The sequence below is a fragment of the Ilumatobacter sp. genome (assembly GCF_039969435.1).
GTDB lineage: Bacteria > Actinomycetota > Acidimicrobiia > Acidimicrobiales > Ilumatobacteraceae > Ilumatobacter_A.
In genome coordinates, this window is record NZ_JBDVNU010000036.1 from 729,356 (window position 1) to 754,058 (window position 24,703).

Sequence of the window (24,703 nt, forward strand, 5' to 3'; positions counted from 1 at the left end):
GCGGACCCGACGCTGCGGACCGTGCGGGTGCAGCACCCTGTGACCTCGTGCCCTGTGTCCTGGTGGCCTGTGTTCTCGTGCCCTGTGTTCTCGTCGAGGTCGCCCGGCCGAGAGGTGCGTCACCTGCGTTCCGGGTGCGCCCCGAGTGCGTGCGGGTCGTGCGTGGTCGGCTCATGGTTGCCCCGCCGAGACCGACTTGACGTCGCGGAACTGGTCGAGCGGATCGTCGTCCTCGATCGACGACGTGGTGCGGCCGTCGGTCGGCCCCGCGGCAGCGAGTTGCACGGCGAGTTCCATCGGGTCGACCGTGATGAAGCGACTCGTCTCGCCGCGGACCATGCCGAGGGCCTCGGCTTCGTCGGCGATGCGCTGCGGCGAGCGCAGGACGGCACGGTCGTAGCGCAACTCGTCGAAGCGGTCCCGTTCGGCCTGGACGCTGCGCTCCAGATCATCGATCTCGAGCTGACGCTCGGCGAGCTGCGTGTGGAAGACCGCCGCGCCCAGCATCGCCGCCATCACGCCGACGAGGATCATCGCGCCCAGCACGGCCGGCCAGCGGCGACGGCGGCCGGGGACGACCTTGAGGTCGGGTCGCTCCGCGCGGGGCGCGACCCGATTCGGGCTGATCGCGGTGAGCGCCATCAGGCGGCACCCGACGGGCCGATGCCCTTGGGAATCGGTTCGGTCTTCTCCACGACGCGCAGCAGCGCACTCGTGGAACGACGATTGCGGGTCTGCTCGTCGGGCGTCGCCCGCTTGGCCACGCCGCGCACCACGCGAACGGTCTGGACCGCTCCGCACACGCAGGGCAGGTCGTGAGGGCAGTCGCATGCGCCTGCTGCCAGGGAGAAGCGCTGCTTCGCGATCCGATCCTCTCCCGAGTGGTACGACAGCACGGCGATGCGACCACCCGGGACGGTGGCCTCGATCGCCTGGTCGAGCGCGGTCGGCAGCACGTCGAGTTCGGAGTTGACCTCGATGCGGATCGCCTGGAAGGTCCGCTTGGCCGGATGTCCGCCGGTACGACGGGCCGCGGCGGGAATCGCCGCGGTCACGATCTCGGCGAGTTGCGTGGTCGACTCGACGGGGCGGGCGCCGACGATCGCGTCGGCGATGCGCTTCGCAAACCGTTCGTCGCCGTGCTGTCGGATGATCCGCACGAGTTCGTCGCGCTCGTAGCCGTTCACGACGTCGTGGGCCGACCACTGCTGCTCGTCGTCCATGCGCATGTCGACGGGCCCGTCGTTGCGGTACGAGAAGCCACGTTCGGCACGATCGAGCTGGGGTGACGACACGCCGAGGTCGAACAGCGCGCCGCTCACCTCGGTGATGCCGTGTTCGGCCATCGCCTCGGGGATCTCGTCGAAGCGCCGGCGGCTGGTGCGCACCCGGTCGGCGAACTCGGCCAGGCGCTCGAGGGCCGCGGCGATGGCATCGGCGTCCTGGTCGATGCCGAGGATGCTGATGTCGTGCCGACGCGTCAACAGCGCATGGCTGTGCCCTCCCCCGCCGAGGGTCGCGTCGATCACGGTGCCCGCCGGCACCGCGTCGAAGATCGCCGTGATCTCGTCGACCATCACGGGGTCGTGTTCGAACAGGTCGGTCACAGTTCCTCCAGCCCGGCGGCTTCTTGTTCGTCGTAGCGCGACGGCTCCCAGATCTCGACACGGTCGAGGGCGCCGAGCACCTTGACGGGGCTCTGCAGGTCGATCGCAGCGTGACCACGCAGTCGGGGGTCGACGAGGATCCGACCCTGCTTGTCGATGCCCGCCACGACGACCGACGAGGAGAATGCACGCTGCTTGGCTCGCGACACGGTGCCCGCCTTGACGGCGTCGATCATCTCCTGCGCCTCGCTCTGGAACACGTCGGCGCCCATGATCCGAACGCAGCCGTCGTCACCGAACGTCAGGTAGCACTGCTCGCCGATGGAGCTGCGGAACGGGGTCGGCAACGCCACCCGCCCACGCTCGTCGAGCTGACGCTCGTACACACCGACAAACACGATCCTGACCGACTCCCTGCCTGAGACTCGCGAGGGAGCTTCCCCCGGTCGGCCCCACTATGCCCCCATTCCCCCCCATCGTCAACCACATTCCCCCACATTCCTCCATCGGACTCTTCACGTCCCGACCGGGTCGCACCGGGCAGGGCAGGGCGCGACGAGGCGACCCAGACGAATGCTCAGGAGGCGGCGTCGAGCGCCTGCGCCAGGCAGCGCACCACGGCCGCCGACGTGTCCGCATCGACCAGGGCGACCGGACGGAGGTCGGCCGGGTCGGGAGCGCCGACCAGCAACCGGGTGAGTGTGGCGGGATCGTACGACGAGTACCAGCAGCACTGGAGGCGTGCCGCTGTCCGAGTCCGTCGCTGGCTGACTCCCACGAGCTTGGCGTCTCCCAGCGTCAACTCGCCGGGTCCGAGCCCGTCGAAGCAGATCAGCCGGGAGTGCTCGGTGGCGATCAGTCCGGCTGCGTGGACTCGGGATCCTTCGATTCCCGCCGCGGTGAACGCCTCGGCGAGTCGCTCACCGAGCCAGACCATCGGGCGGTGGACGTCGTCACTCCACCCCGGCGCGCCGGCCGGCAGGATCACGTCGACCCACGTGACCTCGCCGGGGACGAGCAGGACCGCTCCCCCACCACTGCGTCTCCGCACGACCTCGAACCCCGCTCGCTCGCACGCCTCGGTGTCGACGATGCCGTCCGCCCGTTGCGTCGAACCGAGCACGAGCGCCGGACGAGTCACGTCATGCACCCACACCTCGGGCCGGGCCGGCTCCGGGATCGCCTGCGCGTGGAACTCCGACGCGGTCGATCGGCGGGCCACGACCCGCCATGCGTGAACGGTCAACGTCGGCTCACGAAGCGATCGGCAGGTAGGCCCGCCATGCGTCGGGCACGGCACTGGTGGCGACCACGACCCAGGCCGACTGCCGGGGTGCGCGGCACGGCCGGGCCAGGCGCATGCCGGCCTCCTCGGGCGTGCGGTCGCGCTTGGTGAGGTTGCACGGTCGGCACGCGGCGGCGACGTTCTCCCAGACGTGCAGCCCGCCACGGGATCTGGGGTGGACGTGGTCGATCGAGTCGGCCCGGGCACCGCAGTACTGACATCGGTGATCGTCACGGGCGAACACCGCACGCCTCGACATGGCGGTGCGACGCACGTAGGGCACCTTGACCATGTACCGCAGCCGGATCACCGACGGGCTCGGGACGGCCAGCACCTCCGATCGCAACACGGTCCCGTCGTCTTCGAGGAGTTCGGCCTTCTCGGCGAGGATCAGGCACGTGGCGCGCCGTGAGGACACGACGCTGAGCGGCTCGTAGCTGGCGTTGAGAACGAGCGCGCTGTGCATCGAAGGGACCTCAGGGAGCGCTGATGGCGCCCATCTCCCAGGATCTGCACCACTCGAGGTACCGCACGACGTCGTCGGGGTCCCACGCGTGCTCGTCGTCGCCGTACTGCGTCAGGAGCCGGAACCGGAGGTACTCACCCGACGGCACCGGGAGGAACGGTCGGCGCTTCCACCAGCCGGGAGCAGACGTGCGTCGCGCCTGGCGCGCCGCCGTGCTCCACAGACGTGGCCGCCGAGCGACTGCCAGACCGGAACGGATCACGTCACGAAGCATACGCGGGCGTCGCAGTGGCATGTCGCCCCGTGCGCCACGTCGCCCGCACCCCCGGGCCACACCCGAGCGGTGAGTCTCCGTCGCCCTCAGCCCGACCCAGCCTCACCGCACACCCGGGCCACACCCGAGCGGTGAGTCTCCGTCGCCCTCAGCCCGACCGAGCCTCACCGCAACCCGCATCTCGGACGGTGGGATCGGCGACCTACTGGGTCGGCGATGCCGGCTTGGGCTCCTTGGGGAGCCCGAGGATCATCTCGCCGATGATGTTGCGCTGGATCTGGCTCGAACCCGCGTAGATCGTGCCGGCGCGAGCGTTGAGGAACGTGCCGATCCACGACGACTGCGAGTTCGCCGCCCCCGCGTCGTCGGCACCGAACGACGACGGCGGCTTGCGGCCGTCCCAGAAGAGTGCGTCGGCCCCCATGATGTCCATCGCGAGCTCGGTGACCACCTTGTGGTACTCGCTCCACTGGAGCTTGCCGATGGCGGCGTCGGGACCCGGGTGGTGTCCGGCGAGGAACTGGGTGAGGACGCGCTTGCCGAGGAATCCCATGATCCGTGTCGTGGAGTACGCCTTCGCCAACCGCTGCCGGATGACCGGATCGTCGGCGAGCCCACGTTCCTTGGCCATGGCCTCGAGACGGGCGTACTCGGCCTGGAAGCGGATCGGGCCGGTCGCCGCGGCTTCGCCACGCTCGTAGCCGAGCAGCGACATCGCGACGCCCCATCCGTTGTTGACGCCGCCGATGACGTTCTCCTTGGGCACCCGAGCGTCGGTGTAGAAGACCTCGTTGAACTCGCTGTCACCGGAGATCATCTTGATCGGACGCACCTCGATGCCCGGCTGGTCCATCGGGACGAGGAGGAACGAGATGCCCTTGTGCTTCGGGGAGTCCGGGTCGGTCCGGGCGAGCGTGAAGATGTGATCGGCGAGGTGGCCGGCCGAGGTCCAGATCTTCTGTCCGTTGAGCACCCACTCGTCACCGTCGAGCTCGGCCTTGAGTCCGACGTTGCCGAGGTCGGATCCGGCGTCGGGCTCGGAGTAGCCCTGGCACCACACGTCCTCACCCGACAGGATGCGCGGGATGTAGTGCGCCTTCTGCTCGTCGGTGCCCCACATCAGGATCGTGTTGCCCAACATCTGGATGCTGAACGCATCGTTGGGACCACCGGTCGGAACGCCCGCCTTGGTGAACTCCTCGGCGAGGATCACCTGCTCGAGAGCCGAGAGCCCGGCTCCACCGAACTCCTGGGGCCAGCCCGGAGCGAGGTAGTTCGCCTCGTAGAGCACGGTGCGCCATTCGGCGACGAAGGATTCGAGAGCCTCACCCTCCAGTGCACCAATGCCCTTCCAGTCCGACGGGAGCTTCTCGGCGAGGAATGCCTGGACCTTCTCTCGGTAGGCCTCGGCTTCAGCGGTGTAGGTCGGCTGCATCCACCCGACGCTAGCAAGGCACGGTTACCGCGCGGTAGCCGAGCCGGGCGTCGAGTTCACCTGCCGTTCCGATCGGGACGATCGGAACGGATCGACGCAGACCCGGCGGGCTCGGAGCCGGCGGGCGCGGACACGGGCGGTTCGGAATCGCTCGGTGCCGGACCGTCGAGCGCGGCCGCCCTGAGCAGCGGTCCGATGTGTTCGACGGGTTCGACGAGGCGGAGCCCGTCGAGGTTCGGCAGCCGCGTCCGGGTGTGCAGTTCGCGACGGGCGACGTCGAGGAGTTGATCGCCGAACGCGTCGATCACGCCACCCGTGACGAACACGGTGTCGAGGTCGACCGTGGCGCACATCGAAGCGATCGCCCGCCCGAGCATGATGCCGGCACGCTCGATCGTCGACGGATTGACGCGCCGCAGCGGCCGGTTCATCTCGGCTTCGAGGGCGATCGAGGACAGATACGGTTCGAGGCACCCCTTGGAACCGCACCAGCACGCGAGGCCGTCAGGATCGACCGTGATGTGGGCGATCGAACCCGCGTTGCCGTGGGCGCCGCGCAGTCGCCGGCCGTCGATGATGCACGCCGAGTCGACGGTGGCGTCGGCGACGACGAACAGATAGCTGCGCGTGTCGGTCGCCTCACCGATGACGCGCTCGGCCTCGGCAGCGGCTGCGCCCGCCGACGCGACCGTGACCGGTCGCTCCGTCAACTCCTCGAGGTGTTCGCGCAACGCGAAGTTCGACCACGCCGGCACGTAGGGAGGCGAGACCGTGCCCGCCTGCTCGTCGACGGGTCCGACGCAACTCGCCGTGACTCGGTCGAATCCTCCGACCGATTCGGGTGCGGCGGCGTTCACGCGACGCACCAGTCGCTCGAGCGAACGCCACACGTCGCGGGACGGCATCGTGACGCGGTCGCGGACGAGAACGGTCCCCGATCCGTCGACCAGCGCAGCGGCGAGACGGGCGGGTTCGATGGCGACGGCGAGCATCGGTGGGCGGGGCGACACCGTGATGATGGTAGGGCCCATTACCCTGCCGATCGTGACGGACATCAGGACCGCGACGGAATCCATCGCCCAGAACGGCCAGACGGCCGGTGCGAGCAGGAACTTCGCAAGCCTCTTCGGAGCCATCACGTCGAACATCGCCCAGGTGATCCGTGGCAAGGACGACGCCATCGACCTCGCAGTCGTCGCCCTGCTCGCCGAGGGTCACCTGCTGGTGGAGGACGTGCCCGGCGTCGGCAAGACCAGCCTCGCCAAGGCCCTGTCGGCGTCGATCGACTGCACGTGGCGACGGGTCCAGTTCACTCCCGACCTGTTGCCGACCGACCTGATCGGGGTGAGCATCTACTCGCGCACCACCGAGACGTTCCGATTCGAACCCGGTCCGATGTTCGCCAACATCCTCCTCGCCGACGAGATCAACCGGGCATCCCCCAAGACCCAGTCGGCGCTGCTGGAGGCCATGGAGGAACGTCAGGTCACCGCCGACGGACAGAGCCGCCCCCTGCCTCCGCCGTTCATGGTCATCGCCACCCAGAACCCCGTCGAGCAGGAAGGCACCTACCGGCTCCCCGAGAGCCAACTCGACCGGTTCTTGTTGCGCATCTCGATCGGCTACCCGGGCCGCGACGCCGAACTGCAGATGCTGGACGACCAGGGTTCGCAGTACACGCTCGCCGACCTCTCACCGGTCGTGTCGGCCGAGGAGGTCCGGACGATGATCGCCGGTGTCCGTTCGATCTACATGGCCAGCGCTCTCAAGTCGTATCTCGTGGACCTCTCCGAGGCGAGCCGGCGCCACCCGGCGATCGAGCTGGGCCTCTCGCCACGGGCGACGTTGCAGTTGGCCGCCGCATCGAAGGCACACGCCGCCGCTCGCGGACGCAACTACGCGACCCCCGACGACGTCAAGGTCGTCGGTGTCTCGGCGCTCGCACACCGCATCGTGCTGCGATCCGACCACGCGTCGCGGCTGTCGCCCGACGACGCGATCCGTGAAGTGTTCGCAGCCGTGCCGGTGCCCGTCGCCCGATCATGACCCGGTACGGGGTGCTGGCGATCGTCGCCGGCGTCGTCTCGCTCGCGATCGGTCGTGCCTTCGGCGTGGTCGAGCTGTTCGTGATCGGCGCAGGATTCCTCGCCGCCGTGGTCGCCGCCTTCCTCTACGTCCTGGTGCGCACGCCGCGCGTCGCCGGAGTGCGCACGATCAGGCCGACCATCCTCGTCGCCGGCGACACCGGCCGGGTCGACCTGGAGTTGCACCACGCAGGCTCGTTGCGGTCCGCCCGGTTCGGATTGCGTGAACGGGTCGGCCGCGTCGGCACCGAGGACCACGTGGCCGAGTTGACGGTCGAGCCGCTCGCCGCCCGAGCGGCCGCGAACGCCGGCTATCAACTCCCCACCTCGGCGCGGGGCACGATCTCGCTCGGCCCGCTCGTCGCCGAACTGCGTGACCCGCTCGGGCTTCTGCGTCGCGTACGTACCGTCGCCGGGGTCGACACCGTCGTCGTCGCACCGAGGGCGCACCTGGTCGACATGCCCGAACTCGGCAACGGCCCGCTCGGACGCCACCTGCTCGCGCAGGCGCGCCGGCTGGGGCCGGGCGAGTTCCACAGCCTGCGCGAATACGCCGACGGCGACGAACCGCGCACGATCCACTGGCGCGCCTCGGCGCGCAGCGACAAGCTGCTCGTGAAGAAGAACTCGGTCGAGGGTTTGCGTCGGATGCTGGTCGTCCTCGACTCCGACCTCGCCTCTTACGCCGACCCCGCATCGTTCGAGCGGGCGGTCACGGTCGCCGCGAGCCTCGTGCGCAGCGCCGCGCACGTCGACCTCGTCACCCGCTTCGTCTCGGGCGGGGTCGACCTGCGCGGACCCGACGTGGGGGCGGAGACGCTGCGGGTCCTCGCTGCGATCCAACCCGGTGGGGACGCGCTCCCCGTGCTCGACCGCGATCCGGGCGAGGGCGTCGGCCTCCTCGTGGTGGTGTCCGGGTCGATGAACGGCGCCGGGATCACCGCCGCACGGTCGGTCCTCGACCCCACGCAGGCGATCGTCCCGGTGACGACCGACGAAACATCTCGCGCCCTGATCGGCGCGGCGGCCCGGACCGAGGCAGAGTTCCTCTCGACGTGGCGACACCTGGTCGGCGCGTCGAGCGGTCGCCGCATCACGTCGACGGCGCGAACGACCCCGAACACAGAGGCTCCGGCGAGACCGGTGGGAGTGTGACCACACGATGAGCGACACGACGAGGCAGCTCACGACCGCGACGGACGTGGGCTCCGACGCGATCGCGACGCTGGCGCTCACCGTGTACTCGATCGTCGTGGCCGCCGGCTTCGCCCGCGTGTTCAGCGGCTGGGAGTTCTTCGACAACCTGGTCGTCGTCGCCGTCGTCGGCCACGGTGCTGCGTTCGTGCTCCGCAGGTTCGGGACGCCGGTCTGGATCGCGTTCCCGGTCACGCTCGCCGCCCTCGTCTGGCTCGTCGGGGCGATGTTCTACCGGGACACGTTCACGCTGCTGCTCCCCACGTCGGAGACCTGGGCGGTGTTCCGACTGGAGTTGGACGTCGTCGGCGACAACTTCCGGACGCAGGTCGCCCCGGTCGAGTTCCTGTACGGGTGGAACGTCCTGTCCGCGATCGGTGTGGCCGCCGCCGTGCTCCTCGCCGACACCTTCGCATTCCGGGCGTTCGCCCGGGCCGAGGCGCTCGTTCCCGGCGGCGTGCTGTTCGTCTTCGTCGCTGCGCTCGGAACGGACCGCAGCCGCATCGCCTCGACGATGGCGCTCGTCGCAGCGGGGGTGGTCGCCACCGTGGTGTTGCGCCAGCACCACGCGCCCGCGCAGTCCGCCACGATCGGCGTCCCCCGTCCCCTGTTCGCACGCGTGCTGCCCGTCGCCGCCGGCTCGGCGCTGTCGGTTGCGTTGGTCGCCGGTTTCGTCGGTCCCCGCCTTCCCGGCGCCGACGCCGAAGCGCTGTACGACACCAAGGGTGGCAACGGTGGCGACGTCACCGAGGTGATCAGCCCCCTCGTCGACATCCGGTCACGGCTGACCAACCGGTCCGAGACCGAGCTCTTCGTCGTCGCCGCCGACGGAGACTCCTACTGGCGTTCCTCCGCTCTCCCGAAGTTCGACGGCCGTACCTGGGGCCTGCCCGAGCGCGGCCTGGACCGCGCCGACGGCGCCATCGCTCAGGGCACGGAGGGGTCGATCGACATCCGCCAGCAGATCACCATCTCCGCACTCGGCGGCGCACTGCTCCCGGCCGCCGCCGACCCGATCGCCGCAACCGGCGCCGGTGACCTGCGCGACGATCTGCGATTCAACGAGGACAGCGCCACGCTCGTCAAGACGGGCGGCGACCTCGAACGCGGCGACGTGTTCGACATCCTGTCGGCCTCCCCCCGCTACGACGCCGCGACGCTGTCGGGCGCCTCGTCGAACGATCCGGGAGACCCGATCTACTTCGAACTGCCCGACGACTTCCCCTCCTCGATCGCCGACACGACCCGCCAGGTCACCGCGGGAGCCGCGTCGAACTACGAGATCGCACTGACCCTCCAGAACTGGTTCCGCAGCGAGTTCGACTACAGCCTGGAGATCCAGGAGGGTCACGGCAACAACGAGATCGAGGCGTTCCTGCGCAACCGGGTCGGCTACTGCGAGCAGTTCGCCGGCAGCTACGCGGCCATGATGCGCTCGATCGGCATCCCCGCCCGTGTGGCGGTCGGGTTCACACAGGGAGCCAACGACGGAGCCGGGAACTACTCGGTTCTCGGACGCAACGCGCACGCCTGGCCCGAGGTCTGGTTCGACGGGATCGGATGGGTGCCGTTCGAACCGACGCCCGGTCGCGGGGCTCCGAACGCACAGGACTACACCGGCGTCGAACCCCAGCAGGACGACGGACCTGCCGGTGGCGCCGAGGGGGCGGGTCCGACCACCACCGTGGCGCCGGCACCTGCGAGCACGGTGCTCGACGCGAACGGCGTGCCGGTACCGACCACCGTCCCCGACCGCCCGACGCCCGTTCCGGAGCAGGACACGCCCGCTCCGGCTGCGCCCGTCACACCGGTCGACGACGGTTTCTCGGTCCCGTGGCGCCCGCTTGCGCTGCTCGCGTTCATCGGCTTCGTGCTCGCACTCCCCGAACTCGTGCGGCGCCTTCGTCGTGCGGCGATCACCGACCCGAAGGATCGGCTCGGGCATCTCTGGACTCGCGCCACCGACGCGCTGCGTGACGTGGGGGTCGGCTACCGGCCCGACCTCACACCGACCGAGGCCGCCACGGCGACCTCGGCGACGTTCCCGCTGGCTGCTCGTCCGATGCGGTCGCTTGCCGACGTCGTGACGCAGGTCGCCTTCGCACCCGATGGCGACGACCGCTTGGGCCAGGAAGGCGTGCTCGGCACGTCGACGCTCCAGAGCGCCACCAGCTGGTGCCGCCAGGTGGAGCAGGCGGTGGCCGACACGGTGGGCCCGCTCCGCCGTGTCCGGCGCTACTTCACGATCTGGAACTGAACCGGGTCGACCGGGTCGGCTGGATTCGCGACAGCTCGCGGATGCATCTGTTCCACGACGACATCGGCGTGTGGATCACACCCGTCGCGTCGACCGTCTGCTCGTCGTTGCGAGCAGCGATGGGCCCCTCGGGTCCCGAGCGTTCAGACGTCGCTCTGCTCGTCGGGGCGACGAGCGTTGAGCCAGGCCGAGATCGGCAGCTGGCCGAGCTGCTCGCGCCCGAGCAGACGGATCTCGCTCTCGAGTTTGACCGCCATGAACAACACGAACACGAACGCGACGAACGCGAGGACGAAGTTGATGGCGAGACACACGACGGTGGCGGCCAGCCCGGCCACGAGTCCGGCCACGAGGAGCGCGGACCGACGGCGTGAAACGCGGTACCCACGTTGCGCGAACGTCGGGTCCTGTTTGAGCTCGTCTTCGATCTGACGAAGGATCTGCTGTTCCTCTTCGGACAGGGGCACCCACGTATCATCGCACGTGGAAACTCTTTCCTCAACGCGAGGTGCGATCTTCGTCTGGACCCCACTGTTGCGACCCCCGACGCACCGTCGTGAGCCGTCCTGCGGACACCGCGCTGGCCGGCCCGATCGCGCCGTCCCCGAAGCGCTGTCGGATGGCGTCCAACGCATGGGTCGTGGCGCCGACGTCGGGGGTCGACACGTCGAGATCGTCGAACGTGAGCTGCGCGGCCGGTTGCCCCAGGTTCGATCCGCTCAGGCCGAGCAACCGGACTCCGGGGGACGGATCGACGGCGTCGAGGACCGGGCCGACCAGTTCGAGGATGTCGGGCGCCCGGTCGAGGTGGTCGCCGGTGGTGACCGACCGCGTGATGGTGGTGAACCCCGCGGCGAACCGGACCTTGACCTGCCACGTGCGCGCCCCCACCCCCTGGTTGCGCATCCGCTGGGCGACGGCGTCGGCCAGTCGCACCAGTTCGCGCCGCATCTCGCGCGGGGTGTGCTTGTCCAGCGGATACGTCTCCTCGTGGCTGATCGACTTCGCCTCGCGATCCGGATCGACCTCCCGATCGTCGGCACCGACGGCGAGTGCTGCGAGGTGACCGGCGAGGTTCGGTCCGATGGCGGTCGAGAGGACGGGCAGGTCGATGCGACGGAGGTCCCGCACCGTGGCGATCCCCAACCGTTCGAGTTTCTCGAGCGTGGCCGGGCCGACGCCCCACAGCCGCTTGACCGGCAGCCGGTCGAGGAACTCCTGCTCGGCGTCGGGGCGCACCAGTGTCACCCCCTCCCCCGGCTCGATCCTGTCCCGATGCGCCTGGGGCTTGGCCTCGACGGAGGCGAGCTTGGCGAGGAACTTGTTCGTCGCCACCCCCACGCTGCACCCCAGTTGGAGTTCGTCGCGGATGTCGTCGCGGATGCGGTGCCCGATCGTCACGCCGTCTCCGAACAGCTTCAGCGAGCCGGTCACGTCGAGGAACGCCTCGTCGAGCGACAGCGGCTCGACGAGTGGCGTGTACCGGTCGAACACCTCGCGCACCTGGCGGCTGACCTCGCCGTAGTGGTCGTGGTCGCCGGGCAGGAACCCGGCGTGCGGGCACCGCCGCTTCGCGATCGCCGACGGCAGCGCGGAGTGCACTCCGTACCGGCGCGCCTCGTAGGAGGCCGCGGCCACCACGCCGCGGTTGCCGGTGCCGCCGACCACGACCGGCCGTCCGACCAACTCTGGGTGGCGCCGCAGCTCGACCGACACGAAGAACGCGTCCATGTCCGCATGCAGGATCGTGCGCGGTGATGTGCGCGGGGAGGCGGCCACCTCACGACCCTACGCCCGACCCCCCACCCTCGACGTGAGGATCACCCCGCCCCAGGACGTGGTGTCGCTCACGCCGTCCCGACCCCGGCGCCGACGTGAGGATCACCCCGCTCCAGGACGTGGCCTCGCTCACGTCGAGGTGGTTCGAGGGGCCGGGGTCGGGAGATGCCGCACCGGTCGGTCCGTACACTCGGTCCGGTGACGAATGCCATCCCCGACAAGCCGCTGTCCGCGATCCCGTCGGTCCGGGTGCGCGTCGCAGCGTTCGTGTCGATCTGTCTCAGCGGGTTGGCGGGTGCGTTGATCGGCTTCTCGCTGATCGAGATCCAGTGCGAAGGTGACTGCGGGCTCGCCAAGGGCATCGGCCTCCTCGTCGGAGCCGTGATCGCAGCGGCGGGCATGGCGGTCGTGGCGGTCCTCGTGATGCGCGCCATCGGAGAATGGCGCGAAGCCAACGACCGCGAAGACGCCGGCCATGCCTTCTGACCACGTCCCGTCCGACGACGAAGCCGCCCCCGACCCGACGGCGAGCCCGAGCGAACTGCGCACACTCTGCGCCGAGATCGCCCACGCGGCCGGCTCGTTCGCTCACGGCCAGCGCCGACTGCTGGGTGCCGGGTCACGAGCCGCACACGACACGAAGTCGAGCGACGTCGACCCCGTCACCGAGTTCGACCGGGCAACCGAGCGACTGGTCGTCGACCGCATCCGTGCCGCACGCCCGCACGACTCGATCGTCGGCGAGGAGGGTGCCGACCACCAGGGTCGGTCCGGCCTGGAGTGGCACGTCGACCCGATCGACGGCACCGTGAACTTCGTCTACGACCTCCCCGGCTGGTGCACCTCCGTGGCGGTCCTGCACGACGGTCGCCCCGTGGCAGGAGCGATCTATGCACCGGTCGTCGACGAGTTGTACACCTGCGCACTGGGCGAGGGTGCCACGATCAACGGCACACCGATCGCTGTGTCCGACGCCACCGACCTCGCCACGTCGCTCCCCGCGACGGGCTTCAGCTACCACCTCGACGGGCACCGCGTCGCCCAGGCCGAGCGCATCGCCCGGGTCCTGCCACGTGTCCGCGACATCCGCCGCCAGGGTTCGGCCGCGCTCGACCTCGCCTACGTCGCCAGCGGTCGGGTGGACGCGTACTTCGAGGAGTTCATCCAGTCGTGGGACGTCGCCGCCGGCGTCCTGTTGGTCACCGAAGCCGGCGGCACCGTCAGCGCATTCGACGGACGGCCGATCGACGTCACGGCGCCTGCGGGAGTCGTGGCCGCCACGCCCGCCCTCCATGACCAATTCCTGACCATGGTCGTCGAGAGCAGGTGAAATGCGGCATCATGGGGGTGTGGGTACACGAATCCTTGCGGTCGAAGACGACGAGCGAATCCGTTCCGCGGTGAAGCTCGCGCTCGAAGACGAGGGTTGGATCGTCGACGAGGCCGAGAGCGGTGAACAGGCGATCGAGTTGTTCAACCGGTCGGCCCCCGACGTGGTGTTGATCGACATCATGCTCCCCGGCATCGACGGCTTCGAACTGTGCCGTACGCTTCGCCGGACGAGCGACGTACCGGTCGTCATGGTCACCGCCCGCAACGACACCCACGACATCGTCGCCGGGCTCGAAGCCGGAGCCGACGACTACCTGACCAAGCCCTTCGCCCCCAAGGAACTGTCCGCCCGCATCCGGGCGCTGTTGCGCCGGATCCGGCCGGGCGCTCCCGGCCACGCCCGCCTCGTCTTCGGCGACCTCGAACTGATCCCCGACGAAGGCAAGGTCATCCGCGAGGGCTCGGAGGTCCACCTGACCAAGACCGAGTTCCGCCTGCTGTGCGAACTCGCCGAGAGTCCCGGCAAGGTGCTGAGTCGCGAGGCACTGCTCGACAAGGTGTGGGGCTACGACTACTTCGGCGACGGCCGCCTGGTCGACGTGCACATCCGCCGGCTGCGCACGAAGGTCGAGCACGACCCGGCCAACCCGCGCCACGTCGTGACGGTGCGCGGCCTCGGCTACCGCCTCCAGACCTGAGCGGCGGGTCGGTGCACCCGTGGCCGGTCCCATCCGTCGACTGATCAGTCGTTCCCGCCCCAGGTCACTGGGGCTGCGGCGGCGCATCCTCTTGATCATCACCCTCGGGTCGATCGGTCTCTCCCTCTTCCTCGCCACCACGACGTTCGGGCTCACCCGGTCGAACCTCGTCACCGAGCGCGACGAGGCCGCCATCGCCAGTTCCGGCCGCAATGCCCGCATCGTCTACGGCGACCTCCGACCCGCATTCCCGACCGAACCCACCGCCGCACGTGCATCGCTGGAACGCAACGGCGTGCGCCGCTACATGATCTGGTACCAGGAGCGCCAGTACGGCACGCCGCCGTTCACGCGCGACAACATCCCTCCCGAGTTGTTCGAGCGAGTCGTCACCAACGGCGAATCCGCTCGACAGATCACGAACGTGGCGGGCGAACCGAACATCGTGGTCGGCTGGGCGGTGCCCGACGACGTGGCCTACTTCGAGTTCTTCGCCCTCGACGACGTCGACTCGAACCTGTCGAACCTGCGGGTCGCTCTCGCTCTCGCCGCGCTGATCACCACCGGACTCGGCGTCCTCGTCGGTGTGTTCGCCGCACGTCGCGCCGTGCGACCCCTGGGAACCGCAGCCCAGGCTGCGTCCGCGATCGCAGGAGGACGACTCGACACGCGTCTGGAGGGCACCGACGACCCGGACCTGCGCGTGCTCACCGAGTCCTTCAACGACATGGCCGAGGCCCTCGAGCAACGCGTCGAGCGAGACGCCCGCTTCGCGTCCGACGTCAGCCACGAACTGCGGTCGCCGCTGATGACGCTCGCTGCCTCGGTCGAGGTGATGGAGGCGCGCCGCGACGACATGCCCGAACGAGCCCAGTCGGCGCTCGATCTGCTGTCGAGTGACGTCGTGCGGTTCTCGGGCCTCGTCGAGGACCTCCTCGAGATCTCACGTTTCGACGCCGGCGCGATCCGCTTGAACATGGAGGAGTTGCTCGCCGCGGAATTCGTCCGCCAGGCGGTGGCGGTCAGTTCGCACCCCGACACGCCGGTGCGGGTGAGCGAACGCGCCGAGACCGCGCTCATCCGCGGCGACAAGCGCCGCCTCGCACGCGCCATCGCCAACCTGATCGACAACGCCCGGGCCTACGGTGGCGGCTCACCGGAGATCACGATCGAGGTGAACAACCTCGACGACGAGCCGATGTCGCACCTCACCATCGCCGTCGAGGACCGTGGCGAGGGCGTCGCCGAATCGGAGCGCTCGCTGATCTTCGAACGCTTCGCTCGCGGTGGCGGGGCCGGGCGACGGACCGGATCCGAAGGTGCGGGCCTCGGGCTCTCGCTCGTCGACGAACACGTCCGGATGCACGGCGGCCGGGTGTGGGTCGAGGACCGGCTCGACGGCGAATCCGGGGCACGTTTCGTGATCGAACTCATGGCGACGGACCTGGACGACTGATGGGCTTCTCGACCGACCGACCGTGGCACCGACCTCTGCGATCGTCGATTCGTCTCGTGCTCGCGCTGTCGCTCGCCGTCGCCGGGTGCGCGATCCGCGAAGACCCCGCTCCGCGTGCGATCTCGCCCGACGACGCGGTCGACTTCGGCGAGATCGCGACCGGTGACGCCGCCGAGGGCGACGGCCGGATCTACCTCCTCAGCCCGGTGGCCACCGACGCCCCGCCACAACTACGCGCGGTTCGGCGCCCCGAACTCGGCAATCCGCAGGAGTTGCTGCGTTCTCTCGTGGAGGGCGCGAACCCCGAGGAGAACGCGCTCGGGCTCACCTCGGCGATCCCCCCCGACCTCGAGATCATCTCCGCCCGCACGGTCGGCACCCGACTCACCATCGACGTCAACGAAGCGCTCGACGACCTGTCCGATCTCGGCCTCCGCCAGGCACTCGCTCAGATCGTTGCGACCGCGGTGTCCATCGACCAGGTCCAACTGGTGCGACTCCGGGTGGACGGCGAGAACCAGAGTTGGCCGACCGGGAGCGGCGAGGGCACCGATCAGCCGTTGAGCATCTACGACTACCCCAACTTCCTCGAGACCTCCCAGCCGAACTTCCCGACCCCACCCTCGGCCTGAACGTCCAGATCACCCCTGGCTGCTACGCGAAGAAGTGCGAGGCGACGCCGTCGAAGAGTTCGCGGTCGACCGTGCGGGTCTTGCCCACTGCGACGGTGAGGTCCTCGAGTTCGATCTTGTCGCCCCGGAGCACGACCATCTTCCCCCACGCTTGGTGGTGGGCCGCGTCGATCGCCGCCACGCCGAACCGTGTCGACAGGACCCGGTCGAACGCCGTGGGGGTGCCACCGCGTTGCACGTGGCCGAGTTGCACGACCCGCGTCTCGAACCCGGTCCGTTCAGCGATGGTGGTGGCGATCCTGGTCGCCACGCCACCGAGCACCACGTGCCCGAAGCGGTCGTAGATCTTCTCCTCCATCTCGAGGGTCCCGTCCATCGGCTCGGCGCCTTCGGCGACCACGACGATCGATGCGAACCGACCCCGGTCGTGGCGACGGGTCAGGCGTGCGCACAGTTCGTCGATGTCGAAGGGGATCTCGGGGATCAGCACCGCCGTCGCGCCGCCGGCGATCCCCGCGTGGGTGGCGATCCAGCCGGTGTGGCGGCCCATCACCTCGACGACCATCACCCGGTCGTGGCTCTCGGCGGTGGTGTGCAGGCGGTCGATCGCATCGGTCGCGATCTGCACGGCCGTCGTGAACCCGAACGTGAGGTCGGTGCCCTCGATGTCGTTGTCGATCGTCTTGGGCACGCCGATCACCGGAAGTCCGTACTCGGAATGGAGTCGGCAGGCGATCGACAGGCTGCCGTTGCCGCCGATGACGATCAGTGCGTCGATCCCCAGGTCGTGGAGCGTCTGCTTGACGTGATCGACCCCGTCGGGCGTGTCGAACGGGCTGCCGCGTCGGGTGCCGAGCACGGTGCCACCACGGGGCAGCATCCCGCGCATCGACTCGATGGTGAGCGGAATGGTGCGGCGGTCGCGCACTCCGTCCCAGGCGTCGAGGAAGCCGACGAGTTCGTCACCGTGGACCCGCTCACCCTTGCGGACGGCGGCGCGGATGACGGCGTTGAGGCCCGGACAGTCGCCGCCGCCGGTCAGGATCCCAACTCTCACCCGCCGGATCGTAACCGGGATCGGAGACCCCGGAATAGGATCGCCCGCATGGCATGGGATTCGAGTCGACCGGTGCCGTGGCGGCGCCTGATCCGCGAGTGGTTGATCTACGTGGCGGTGATGGCGGTCGTGCTGATCCTCGTGTTCCGCAGCAGCAACGTCCTCGGGGCGTTCGCCGGTCTGCTGATCTCGGGTCCGCTCTACGTGCTGATGGGCTTCGTCCTGGCGAAGTTCGGCTATCAGCGCAAGTCGCTGAAGGAGATGCGCGAGACCGCACCGCCGCCACGGAGTTCCACGAAGAAGTCGAAGGGCGACGATTCGCCCGTCGACGTTCCCGAGAAGCGTCGCCCGGCGCCCACCAGCCGCACGTCGGGCGGCGGGAACCGACCGAAGTCGAAGCCACGCCGCCGCTGACGACCGGCGCCCGGCCGTCACACCCGAGCGCACTCTGCCCGAACGGACACGGTCATCTAGATTGCGGTCCGTGAGCAACGCCGACTGTGTGATCGCCATCGACGCTGGAACCACGGGGGTGCGGAGCCGAGCCGTCTTCACCGGCGACGACACGACGGTCGCGGCATATCGCGAGTTCACGCAGCACTATCCGCACCCAGGTTGGGTGGAGCACGACGCCGAGGAGATCTGGGCGGCGGTCGTCGAGACCCTGAACGAAGTCGTCGAGGCGGTCGGTCACGAGCGGATCGCGGCGATCGGCATCACCAACCAGCGCGAGACCGTCGTGGCATGGTCACGAGCGACCGGCACGCCGTACGGCAACGCCATCGTGTGGCAGGACCGTCGCACCGCCCACGTCTGCGACGAACTCGCTGAGGCGGGCCACCTCGACATGGTGCGCGAGCGAACGGGGCTCGTGCTCGACCCCTACTTCTCGGGCACCAAGTTCGCCTGGATGCTCGAGAATCGGGACATCCCCGACGTCGACACACCGGCCGGACCCGGCGCCGACGCGACGCCGGACCTGGCGCTGGGCACGATCGACGCCTGGCTGATCTGGAATCTCACGGGCGGCCACGTCTTCGCCACCGACGTGACCAATGCGAGCCGAACGATGCTGTGCGACATCCGCAGTCGCACGTGGGACCCCGAGTTGTGCGACCTGCTCGGCGTGCCGATCGAGTCGCTGCCCGAGATCGTGCCGTCCAGCGGACGGATCGGCATCACGTCGGAGAAGTGCGGGGTGCCGGCGGGAATCCCGATCAGCGGTGTGGCCGGCGACCAGCAGGCCGCGCTCTTCGGCCAGGCGTGCGTCGAGCCCGGCATGGCCAAGAACACCTACGGCACGGGCTCCTTCGTGCTGCTCAACGTCGGCGAGAACTGCCCCGAACCGACCGAGGGGATGCTCACGACGGTGGCCTGGACCCTCGCCGACGGCACCACCCACTACGCGCTGGAGGGGGCGATCTTCGCCACGGGTGCGGCGATCCAGTGGCTCCGCGACGGCATCGAGATCATCGACGACGCCTCCGAGACCGGACCGCTCGCCGAGTCGGTGTCCGACACGGGCGGCGTCTACCTCGTCCCGGCGTTCGCCGGTCTCGGCTCGCCGTACTGGGATCCGTACGCCCGTGGCGCGATCGTCGGGATCACCCGTGGAACCGGACGCGCCGAGCTGGCACGTGCGACGGTCGAGTCGATGGCGTACCAGGTGCGTGACGTGATCGACGCCATGGTCAAGGCGAGCGGCACGCCGATCGTCGACCTGCGTGTCGACGGTGGCGCCGCCGTCATGGACCTCCTGTGCCGGCTGCAGGCCGACCAACTCGGCGTGTCGGTGCTGCGCCCGGTCGAACAGGAGACCACGGCGCTCGGCGCCGCCTTCCTCGCCGGTCTGGCCGAAGGCGTGTGGGGTTCCACCGACGACATCGCCGCGGCATGGACGCTCGATGCACGGTTCGACCCGGCCGAGGACCGCGCCGGGGCCGACGCACTGCACGAACAGTGGCTCCGAGCGGTCGACCGCTCGCGATCGTGGGAGTCCTGATCCGCATCGTGCCGTGATCCGAACGGTGTCCGACACCGTGTGGTTGTCGTCGGGTGTCTGACGGGCCGCAGGGGGACGGCGATCCGGTCCGGCTCAGACGAGGGCGTCGGCGAGGCGTGCGAGCAGGCTCAACCGGATGCGCTCGCGCTCGTGGATCACGTGCCCGCTGCGTCCGGCCGCGACGGTGAGACCGGCGGTGACGAGGTGCGCCCACACCAGGTCGCCGGGCAACGCCTCGTCGACCTCGCTCAGGTGTCCGCTCCCGGCGAGGAAGGCGAACAACCACCCGACGTCGGGGGACTCGCCGACCTGGGAAATGATCTCCTCGTCGTACAGCACCACGGCCCAGTCGGCTTCGATCAAGCGCTGAACGGCGCTGCACAGCACGTCGAGGCGCTCGTCGGCATCCGCTTCGGCCATCGCTGCGCCGGCCGCCAGGGCCGCCAGGTTCGGATCGACCCGGTCGGGCTCGACGATCCGGACGTCCTCGACCGAGACGCCGTCGACCGCGTCGATCTCGGCGGTCAGCAACCCGATCAGTTCCTCGTCCGGGAGCGACACGGTCAATTCGTCGATCACACGATCGGCACCGTGTTCGAGGATCTCGATGCCGAGCACGTCTCCGCGAACCGCACCGATGCGGCTCGCCACCTGTCCGAGCGCGCCCGGCCGATCGGGCATCCAGACGCGTACGACAACGGTGGTGGTTTCCATCACGTGGGGAAGCTACCGACGCGAGATTTCGTCGGTGTGTCAGCCGAGTTTCGGCAGCCCGCGCTTCAGGTTGCGCACGGCCTGGTTGATGCGCATCTCGTTCTCGATCAGGCCGAACCGGACGAAGCCTTCGCCGCCCGGACCGAACCCGACTCCGGGCGACAGCGCCACGTCGGCTTCGCGCACGACGTGCGAACAGAACTCCACCGAACTCATCTCGGCGTAGGGCTCGGGCACCGGACCCCAACAGAACATCGAGCCACCCGGCTTGGGCATGTCCCACCCGATCCGCTGGAGGCCGTCGACCAGCGTGTCGCAGCGGGACTCGTAGATCTCGCGCACCTGGTCGGGGAAGTCCTGTGCCTGGTTCAACGTGACGGTGGCCGCGATCTGGACCGGCTGGAACATGCCGTAGTCCAGGTAGCTCTTCAGCTTCACGAGTGCCTGGACGACGTCGCGGTTGCCGAGCAGGAAGGCGGATCGCCAGCCGGCCATCTGGAACGACTTGGTCATCGAGTACAGCTCGACGGCGCATTCCATCGCTCCCTCGGCCTGGAGGATGCTGGGCGGTTGGTGGCCGTTGAACCCGATGTCGGCGTAGGCGAAGTCGTTCACCACGACCATGTCGCGCTCGCGGCAGAAGTCGACGACCTGCTGCATGAAGTCGAGGTCGACGATCGCGCCGGTCGGGTTGTGCGGGAACGAGATGACGAGCACTCGCGGTTTGGGCCAGCCCACGTCGTAGGCCGTGTGGAGGCTCTCCATGAAGTCGTCGGTGAACGTCTCACGGTCGGACGGGTCGGCCAGGAACTTCATCGGCACCTGACGCAGGTCGGCGCCGGCGAACAGTGGTCCGTAGATGTGGATCGGGTAGCTGGGAGTGGGCACGATCGCCGCGTCGCCACGCTCGAGGAGCACCCACATCAGGTGGCTGAATCCCTCCTTCGCGCCGATCACGTTGGTGATCTCCCACTCGGTGTCGAGGTCGACGTCCCACTTGTTCTTGTAGTAGCCGGCGATCGCTTCGCGTAGCTTCGGCAAGCCGCGACTCAGCGAGTACTTGTGGTTGCGCGGGTTGCGCGCGGCTTCGGCGAGCTTCTCGACGGCGATGTCGGGTGACGGCATGTCGGGGTTGCCGAAGCCGAGGTCGATCACGTCGGCACCCTGCTGGCGCGCCTCGATCTTCAGGTTGTTGATGATCGAGAAGACGTACGGGGGCAGATTCTCGATGCGACGGAACTCCATGGAGCCGACCATAGTCCCGGTGCGCGTCCTCGACCCGGAACGGATTCCGACTATCCGAACCCGGGGAGCAGTGCTGCCCCGACCGCTCCGGCCAGCGGCCCCCAGCGGGCGAACTCGATGCGCGGCAACGGCCGCAGGTGGGGCTGGTAGAGCAGCTCGCCGTACCACCGCACGATCGGCTCCAGGTACAGCTCGGCACCGGCGGCGAGGCCCCCGCCCAGGACGAACATCTCCGGATCGAGGGCGTTGGTGAGATTGGACAACCCGAGAGCGACCCACCGCCCGAAGTCGTCGATGACGGCGATCGCGTCGCCGTCACCGTCGAGTGCGGCCGCCTGGACGTGCTCGCCTCGGACGTTCTGCGGATCACCGCCGGCGTGTTCGACCACCGCTCGCAGGCGTCCACCGGTCGCCGCCTCGCGAGCGAGCATGGCGAGACCCGACCCGGATGCGTAGCGCTCCCAGCATCCCCGGCGCCCGCACGGACACCGAGGGCCGTCGGGGTGCACGACCATGTGCCCGAACTCTCCGGCGAAACCGTTCGCTCCGCGCTGCACGGCCCCGTTCGCCACGAGCCCTCCGCCGATCCCGGTTCCGAGGGTCACGAGGACCATGTTCTCGGCCCCCACCGCCGCCCCCAGCTGCCACTCCGCGACCGTGGCGCACGTGGCGTCGTTGTCGACCGACACCGCATGCCCGAGTCGCTCGCCGAGGAGACGCCCGACCTCGAGATCGGCCACGCCGTCGAGGTTCGGCGCAGCCCGCAGCACGCCGTCGCGGGTGACGAGACCGGGGACCCCGATGCCCAGACTTCCGTCGACACCCAGCGACCGGGCCAGTTCGACCAGCGTGTCGAGGAGCGCGTCCAGGCTCTCGTCACCTCGCGGGGTGGCACGCCGATCCTCCGCGACCACGACTCCCGCGTCGTCGATCGCCACCCCGAGCGCCTTGGTGCCACCGACGTCGATCCCGACACGCAGCGTCATGAACCCGACCTCATCGCGCTCGGCCTGGTGCGGGGGCGGTCAACGGCGGCTGCGAGCGGGCATCGTGGGCCGCTTCAGGCTTCGGCGCGGACCTTGAGTTCGCGCACGGTGTTCAGGATGCGGACCTCGGCCCTGCGCTTGACGAACCCGGGGAGCGGAACGACGAGATCGATCGCCAGGTCGTAACGCACCTCGGTCTTGCCGTCGGCGGTCGGGATGAACGTGAACGCACCGTCGATCGAGCGCTGGATGTCTCCACGGATCATCGACCAGCCGAGGATTCGGGGGTCGTCGCCATACCGGTACTGCAGGGTGTAGTGCGTGCTGCGACCGAGCGCCGAGGCGCGGAACTCGACTTCGCTCGGACGACCTTCGTCGTCGGTCTGGTGGATCGTGACGTCCTTGATGTCGCGTGCCCACTCGGGATAGCGCGGCAGGTCGACGGCAACGTTCCACACCTCGTCCGGTGTGGCATCGATGGTGATGATCTCGGTCGCGGTCTCAGCCATGGAAGCTCATTCTTGTCGAAGGGGATCCTCGCGCTCACGATACTCACCGTGGAAGGCAGCCCACAGTCCGTTCAACCCGAAACCGAAGAGCGGAACGAGGACGCCGAGCGCGAGCGACGTTCCCGGGCTTCCGTCGGGCGCATTCGCCCGGCCGACAGCCGTGGCCAGGCCGACCACGAACTGCACCGCCAGCGCAGCGAGCATCGGCCGGCGAACCGAGGCCGGGATGGCGTCACCGAGCAGCAGGTACAACTGCGTCACCGCGACCATCTCCGTCCGACTCCGCTGCACCGCGTTCCAGAACGACCACGCGAAGGCGGCGATGCCGGCGAAGAACAGCACCAGTGCCACGGCGGCCGCGACGGCGCGCGCCGTGCCTCCGTAGGTGACCGCCGCGACGACTGCGCTCAGGACGAACAACGTCGTTCCGGCCAGGTTGGCCTGCACGATCACCGACCCGGCGGACGCACGCGGCTGCTTCACGACCCCACCTCGTCCATCTGCGACGTGAGGGCCGTCCTCGACGGGGCGGGGTTCACGAGAACACCCCGAGGGTCTCGCCGAGGCGGCGCGCCAGCACGTCGTACGCGAAGTCGGACTCCACTCGCTCGCGCGAACGCCTGCCCATCGAGGCCCGCAGGTCGTCGTCGTCGAGGAGGCGGGCGAAGGCGTCGGCGACGGCCTGGGTGTCCTCGGGGTCGTCGATCACGAGTCCGGTCTCGCCGTGCTCCACGGCCTCGGCCGCTCCACCGGAGTCGCCGGCGACCTGGGGCACCCCGCACGCTGCGGCCTCGATGAACACGATCCCGAACCCCTCCTGCTCCAGCCCGCCCCACCGGTTGCGGCACAGCATCGTGTAGAGGTCGCCGCAGCCGTAGAACCGGGGCATGTCGTCGTGGTCGATGCGACCCATGAACCGCACGGGAGCATCGAGTTCGGTGGCGAGGCGCCGCAGGCGGTCGGTGTCCCGACCGCCACCCCCGATGGCGAGCACCAGATCGGGGCGCTTGTGCTTGAGTCGATTGACCGCTCGGATCGCAGTGTCGAATCCCTTGCGTGGGACGTGTCGGGAGATGGCCACGATCACCTCGGCATCGACCGGGAGGCCGAAGTGCTCACGTGCCGCGGCGCGTTCGACGTCGCTCAGCACGCTGAACCGTTCGGGGTCGACGCCACACGGCACGACGGTGGTCGGCAGCGGACGACCGGCCGCCTGCTCGGCCTCGGCCGCCGGGTATCCGCCCGCTGCGATGATGTGTCGGGCGCGGGTGAGCGTGTACGACAGCGCCTGCCTGGACAGCGGCAGTCGCCCGGGCACCGTGACCTCGGCGCCGTGGAGAACCAGGTCGTACGGCAACTTCAGCGACGGGCCGACGAGCCCGAGAGGCACCGCTGGATCCAGGACGACGAGGTCGGCGCCGACGTCGTCGGCCAGGTCGTTGATCCGCTTGACCATCCACGGATGTGGCAGGAGGACCGGTTCGGGGGTGCGTTCGATCCGGTAGGCCTCGCCGGCGTCGAACTCTGCGGTTCCGGCGTACGGGCTCGTGAGCACGGCGAAGCGGTCCGGCGGCAGCCGCCGCCACCATTCCCACAGCAGCGACTGGATGCCGCCGATCTTGGGTGGGTAGTCGTTGGTGACGAGGAGGTGCTTCATCGGGACGATCGGGCGGGGGTGGTGGCGACGGGCG

Annotated in this window: 27 protein-coding genes; 10 read left to right on the forward strand and 17 right to left on the reverse strand. The window is 69.3% G+C overall.

Annotated features, from left to right (window positions below):
- Positions 1-171: 171 nt before the first annotated feature.
- The 8 genes from ABJK40_RS20680 to ABJK40_RS20715 all read right to left on the reverse strand — a co-directional run bounded on the left by ABJK40_RS20680 (position 172) and on the right by ABJK40_RS20715 (position 6,077).
- Positions 172-642: a hypothetical protein gene (locus ABJK40_RS20680; protein WP_348482641.1), complete on the reverse strand. Its 471-nt coding sequence runs from the start codon at positions 640-642 to the stop codon at positions 172-174.
- Complete coding sequence (gene rsmH, locus ABJK40_RS20685; RefSeq protein WP_348482642.1) at positions 642-1,607, reverse strand: 16S rRNA (cytosine(1402)-N(4))-methyltransferase RsmH; 966 nt, start codon at positions 1,605-1,607, stop codon at positions 642-644. Before rsmH ends, ABJK40_RS20680 begins: the two co-directional genes overlap by 1 nt.
- On the reverse strand, positions 1,604-2,005 hold the full coding sequence (locus tag ABJK40_RS20690; protein ID WP_348482643.1) for a hypothetical protein: 402 nt from the start codon (positions 2,003-2,005) through the stop codon (positions 1,604-1,606). Before ABJK40_RS20690 ends, rsmH begins: the two co-directional genes overlap by 4 nt.
- Before the next feature lie 179 nt (positions 2,006-2,184).
- Positions 2,185-2,829, reverse strand: a complete 645-nt coding sequence (locus ABJK40_RS20695) for a hypothetical protein (protein ID WP_348482644.1) — start codon at positions 2,827-2,829, stop codon at positions 2,185-2,187.
- 31 nt (positions 2,830-2,860) lie between these two features.
- On the reverse strand, positions 2,861-3,358 hold the full coding sequence (locus ABJK40_RS20700; RefSeq protein ID WP_348482645.1) for an HNH endonuclease: 498 nt from the start codon (positions 3,356-3,358) through the stop codon (positions 2,861-2,863).
- A 10-nt stretch (positions 3,359-3,368) separates the two neighbouring features.
- The gene (locus ABJK40_RS20705) at positions 3,369-3,620 is read right to left on the reverse strand and encodes a hypothetical protein (RefSeq protein WP_348482646.1); all 252 of its coding nucleotides are present in this window, start codon (positions 3,618-3,620) and stop codon (positions 3,369-3,371) included.
- A 214-nt stretch (positions 3,621-3,834) separates the two neighbouring features.
- A complete protein-coding gene (locus ABJK40_RS20710) occupies positions 3,835-5,067 on the reverse strand; it encodes an acyl-CoA dehydrogenase family protein (protein WP_348482647.1) in 1,233 nt (410 codons plus the stop codon).
- Between the two features lie 56 nt (positions 5,068-5,123).
- Complete coding sequence (locus ABJK40_RS20715) at positions 5,124-6,077, reverse strand: ROK family protein (protein WP_348482648.1); 954 nt, start codon at positions 6,075-6,077, stop codon at positions 5,124-5,126.
- Between the two features lie 34 nt (positions 6,078-6,111).
- Between ABJK40_RS20715 and ABJK40_RS20720 the strand changes: the two genes are divergently transcribed.
- Genes ABJK40_RS20720 through ABJK40_RS20730 form a run of 3 tightly spaced genes read left to right on the forward strand, consistent with a single transcriptional unit; the run spans position 6,112 to position 10,602 of the window.
- On the forward strand, positions 6,112-7,113 hold the full coding sequence (locus ABJK40_RS20720) for a MoxR family ATPase (protein WP_348482649.1): 1,002 nt from the start codon (positions 6,112-6,114) through the stop codon (positions 7,111-7,113).
- The gene (locus ABJK40_RS20725; protein WP_348482650.1) at positions 7,110-8,306 is read left to right on the forward strand and encodes a DUF58 domain-containing protein; all 1,197 of its coding nucleotides are present in this window, start codon (positions 7,110-7,112) and stop codon (positions 8,304-8,306) included. Before ABJK40_RS20720 ends, ABJK40_RS20725 begins: the two co-directional genes overlap by 4 nt.
- A 7-nt stretch (positions 8,307-8,313) precedes the next feature.
- Positions 8,314-10,602 carry a DUF3488 and transglutaminase-like domain-containing protein gene (locus ABJK40_RS20730; RefSeq protein WP_348482651.1) on the forward strand — a complete coding sequence of 763 codons (2,289 nt, stop codon included), beginning with the start codon at positions 8,314-8,316 and terminating at the stop codon, positions 10,600-10,602.
- Positions 10,603-10,745: 143 nt separating this feature from the next.
- Here the strand turns inward: ABJK40_RS20730 and ABJK40_RS20735 are convergent, their stop codons facing one another.
- On the reverse strand, positions 10,746-11,069 hold the full coding sequence (locus ABJK40_RS20735; RefSeq protein ID WP_348482652.1) for a DUF3040 domain-containing protein: 324 nt from the start codon (positions 11,067-11,069) through the stop codon (positions 10,746-10,748).
- A gap of 31 nt (positions 11,070-11,100) precedes the next feature.
- On the reverse strand, positions 11,101-12,381 hold the full coding sequence (dinB, locus tag ABJK40_RS20740; protein WP_348510388.1) for a DNA polymerase IV: 1,281 nt from the start codon (positions 12,379-12,381) through the stop codon (positions 11,101-11,103).
- A gap of 198 nt (positions 12,382-12,579) precedes the next feature.
- Between dinB and ABJK40_RS20745 the strand changes: the two genes are divergently transcribed.
- The 5 genes from ABJK40_RS20745 to ABJK40_RS20765 are packed head-to-tail and all read left to right on the forward strand — an operon-like array spanning position 12,580 to position 16,499.
- Positions 12,580-12,867, forward strand: a complete 288-nt coding sequence (locus ABJK40_RS20745) for a hypothetical protein (RefSeq protein WP_348482654.1) — start codon at positions 12,580-12,582, stop codon at positions 12,865-12,867.
- Positions 12,857-13,711, forward strand: a complete 855-nt coding sequence (locus tag ABJK40_RS20750) for an inositol monophosphatase family protein (protein WP_348482655.1) — start codon at positions 12,857-12,859, stop codon at positions 13,709-13,711. The genes ABJK40_RS20745 and ABJK40_RS20750 overlap by 11 nt, the downstream gene beginning before the upstream one ends.
- 19 nt (positions 13,712-13,730) lie before the next feature.
- Positions 13,731-14,411: a response regulator transcription factor gene (locus ABJK40_RS20755; protein WP_348482656.1), complete on the forward strand. Its 681-nt coding sequence runs from the start codon at positions 13,731-13,733 to the stop codon at positions 14,409-14,411.
- A 19-nt stretch (positions 14,412-14,430) separates the two neighbouring features.
- Entirely contained in the window at positions 14,431-15,867 is a 1,437-nt protein-coding gene (locus ABJK40_RS20760) for a HAMP domain-containing sensor histidine kinase (RefSeq protein ID WP_348482657.1), read from the forward strand.
- 56 nt (positions 15,868-15,923) lie between these two features.
- Positions 15,924-16,499 (forward strand): GerMN domain-containing protein, encoded by a 576-nt coding sequence (locus ABJK40_RS20765; protein WP_348510389.1) that lies wholly within the window; start codon positions 15,924-15,926, stop codon positions 16,497-16,499.
- A gap of 22 nt (positions 16,500-16,521) precedes the next feature.
- On the opposite strand, the gene ABJK40_RS20770 is transcribed toward ABJK40_RS20765, so the two are convergent.
- A complete protein-coding gene (locus ABJK40_RS20770; protein WP_348482659.1) occupies positions 16,522-17,556 on the reverse strand; it encodes an ATP-dependent 6-phosphofructokinase in 1,035 nt (344 codons plus the stop codon).
- A 48-nt stretch (positions 17,557-17,604) separates the two neighbouring features.
- Between ABJK40_RS20770 and ABJK40_RS20775 the strand changes: the two genes are divergently transcribed.
- On the forward strand, positions 17,605-17,970 hold the full coding sequence (locus tag ABJK40_RS20775) for a hypothetical protein (RefSeq protein ID WP_348482660.1): 366 nt from the start codon (positions 17,605-17,607) through the stop codon (positions 17,968-17,970).
- 70 nt (positions 17,971-18,040) lie between these two features.
- A complete protein-coding gene (gene glpK / locus ABJK40_RS20780) occupies positions 18,041-19,558 on the forward strand; it encodes a glycerol kinase GlpK (RefSeq protein ID WP_348482661.1) in 1,518 nt (505 codons plus the stop codon).
- 93 nt (positions 19,559-19,651) lie between these two features.
- On the opposite strand, the gene ABJK40_RS20785 is transcribed toward glpK, so the two are convergent.
- The 6 genes from ABJK40_RS20785 to ABJK40_RS20810 all read right to left on the reverse strand — a co-directional run.
- A complete protein-coding gene (locus ABJK40_RS20785; protein WP_348482662.1) occupies positions 19,652-20,272 on the reverse strand; it encodes a hypothetical protein in 621 nt (206 codons plus the stop codon).
- Between the two features lie 39 nt (positions 20,273-20,311).
- The gene (locus tag ABJK40_RS20790; RefSeq protein ID WP_348482663.1) at positions 20,312-21,517 is read right to left on the reverse strand and encodes an aminotransferase class I/II-fold pyridoxal phosphate-dependent enzyme; all 1,206 of its coding nucleotides are present in this window, start codon (positions 21,515-21,517) and stop codon (positions 20,312-20,314) included.
- Between the two features lie 50 nt (positions 21,518-21,567).
- Positions 21,568-22,503: an ROK family protein gene (locus ABJK40_RS20795; protein WP_348482664.1), complete on the reverse strand. Its 936-nt coding sequence runs from the start codon at positions 22,501-22,503 to the stop codon at positions 21,568-21,570.
- Positions 22,504-22,577: 74 nt separating this feature from the next.
- Positions 22,578-23,012, reverse strand: a complete 435-nt coding sequence (locus ABJK40_RS20800) for an SRPBCC family protein (RefSeq protein WP_348482665.1) — start codon at positions 23,010-23,012, stop codon at positions 22,578-22,580.
- Between the two features lie 6 nt (positions 23,013-23,018).
- Positions 23,019-23,495 carry a hypothetical protein gene (locus ABJK40_RS20805; RefSeq protein ID WP_348482666.1) on the reverse strand — a complete coding sequence of 159 codons (477 nt, stop codon included), beginning with the start codon at positions 23,493-23,495 and terminating at the stop codon, positions 23,019-23,021.
- 52 nt (positions 23,496-23,547) lie between these two features.
- Positions 23,548-24,703, reverse strand: a 1,156-nt coding sequence (locus ABJK40_RS20810; RefSeq protein WP_348510390.1) for a glycosyltransferase family 4 protein, incomplete at its 5' end; no start/stop codon positions are given.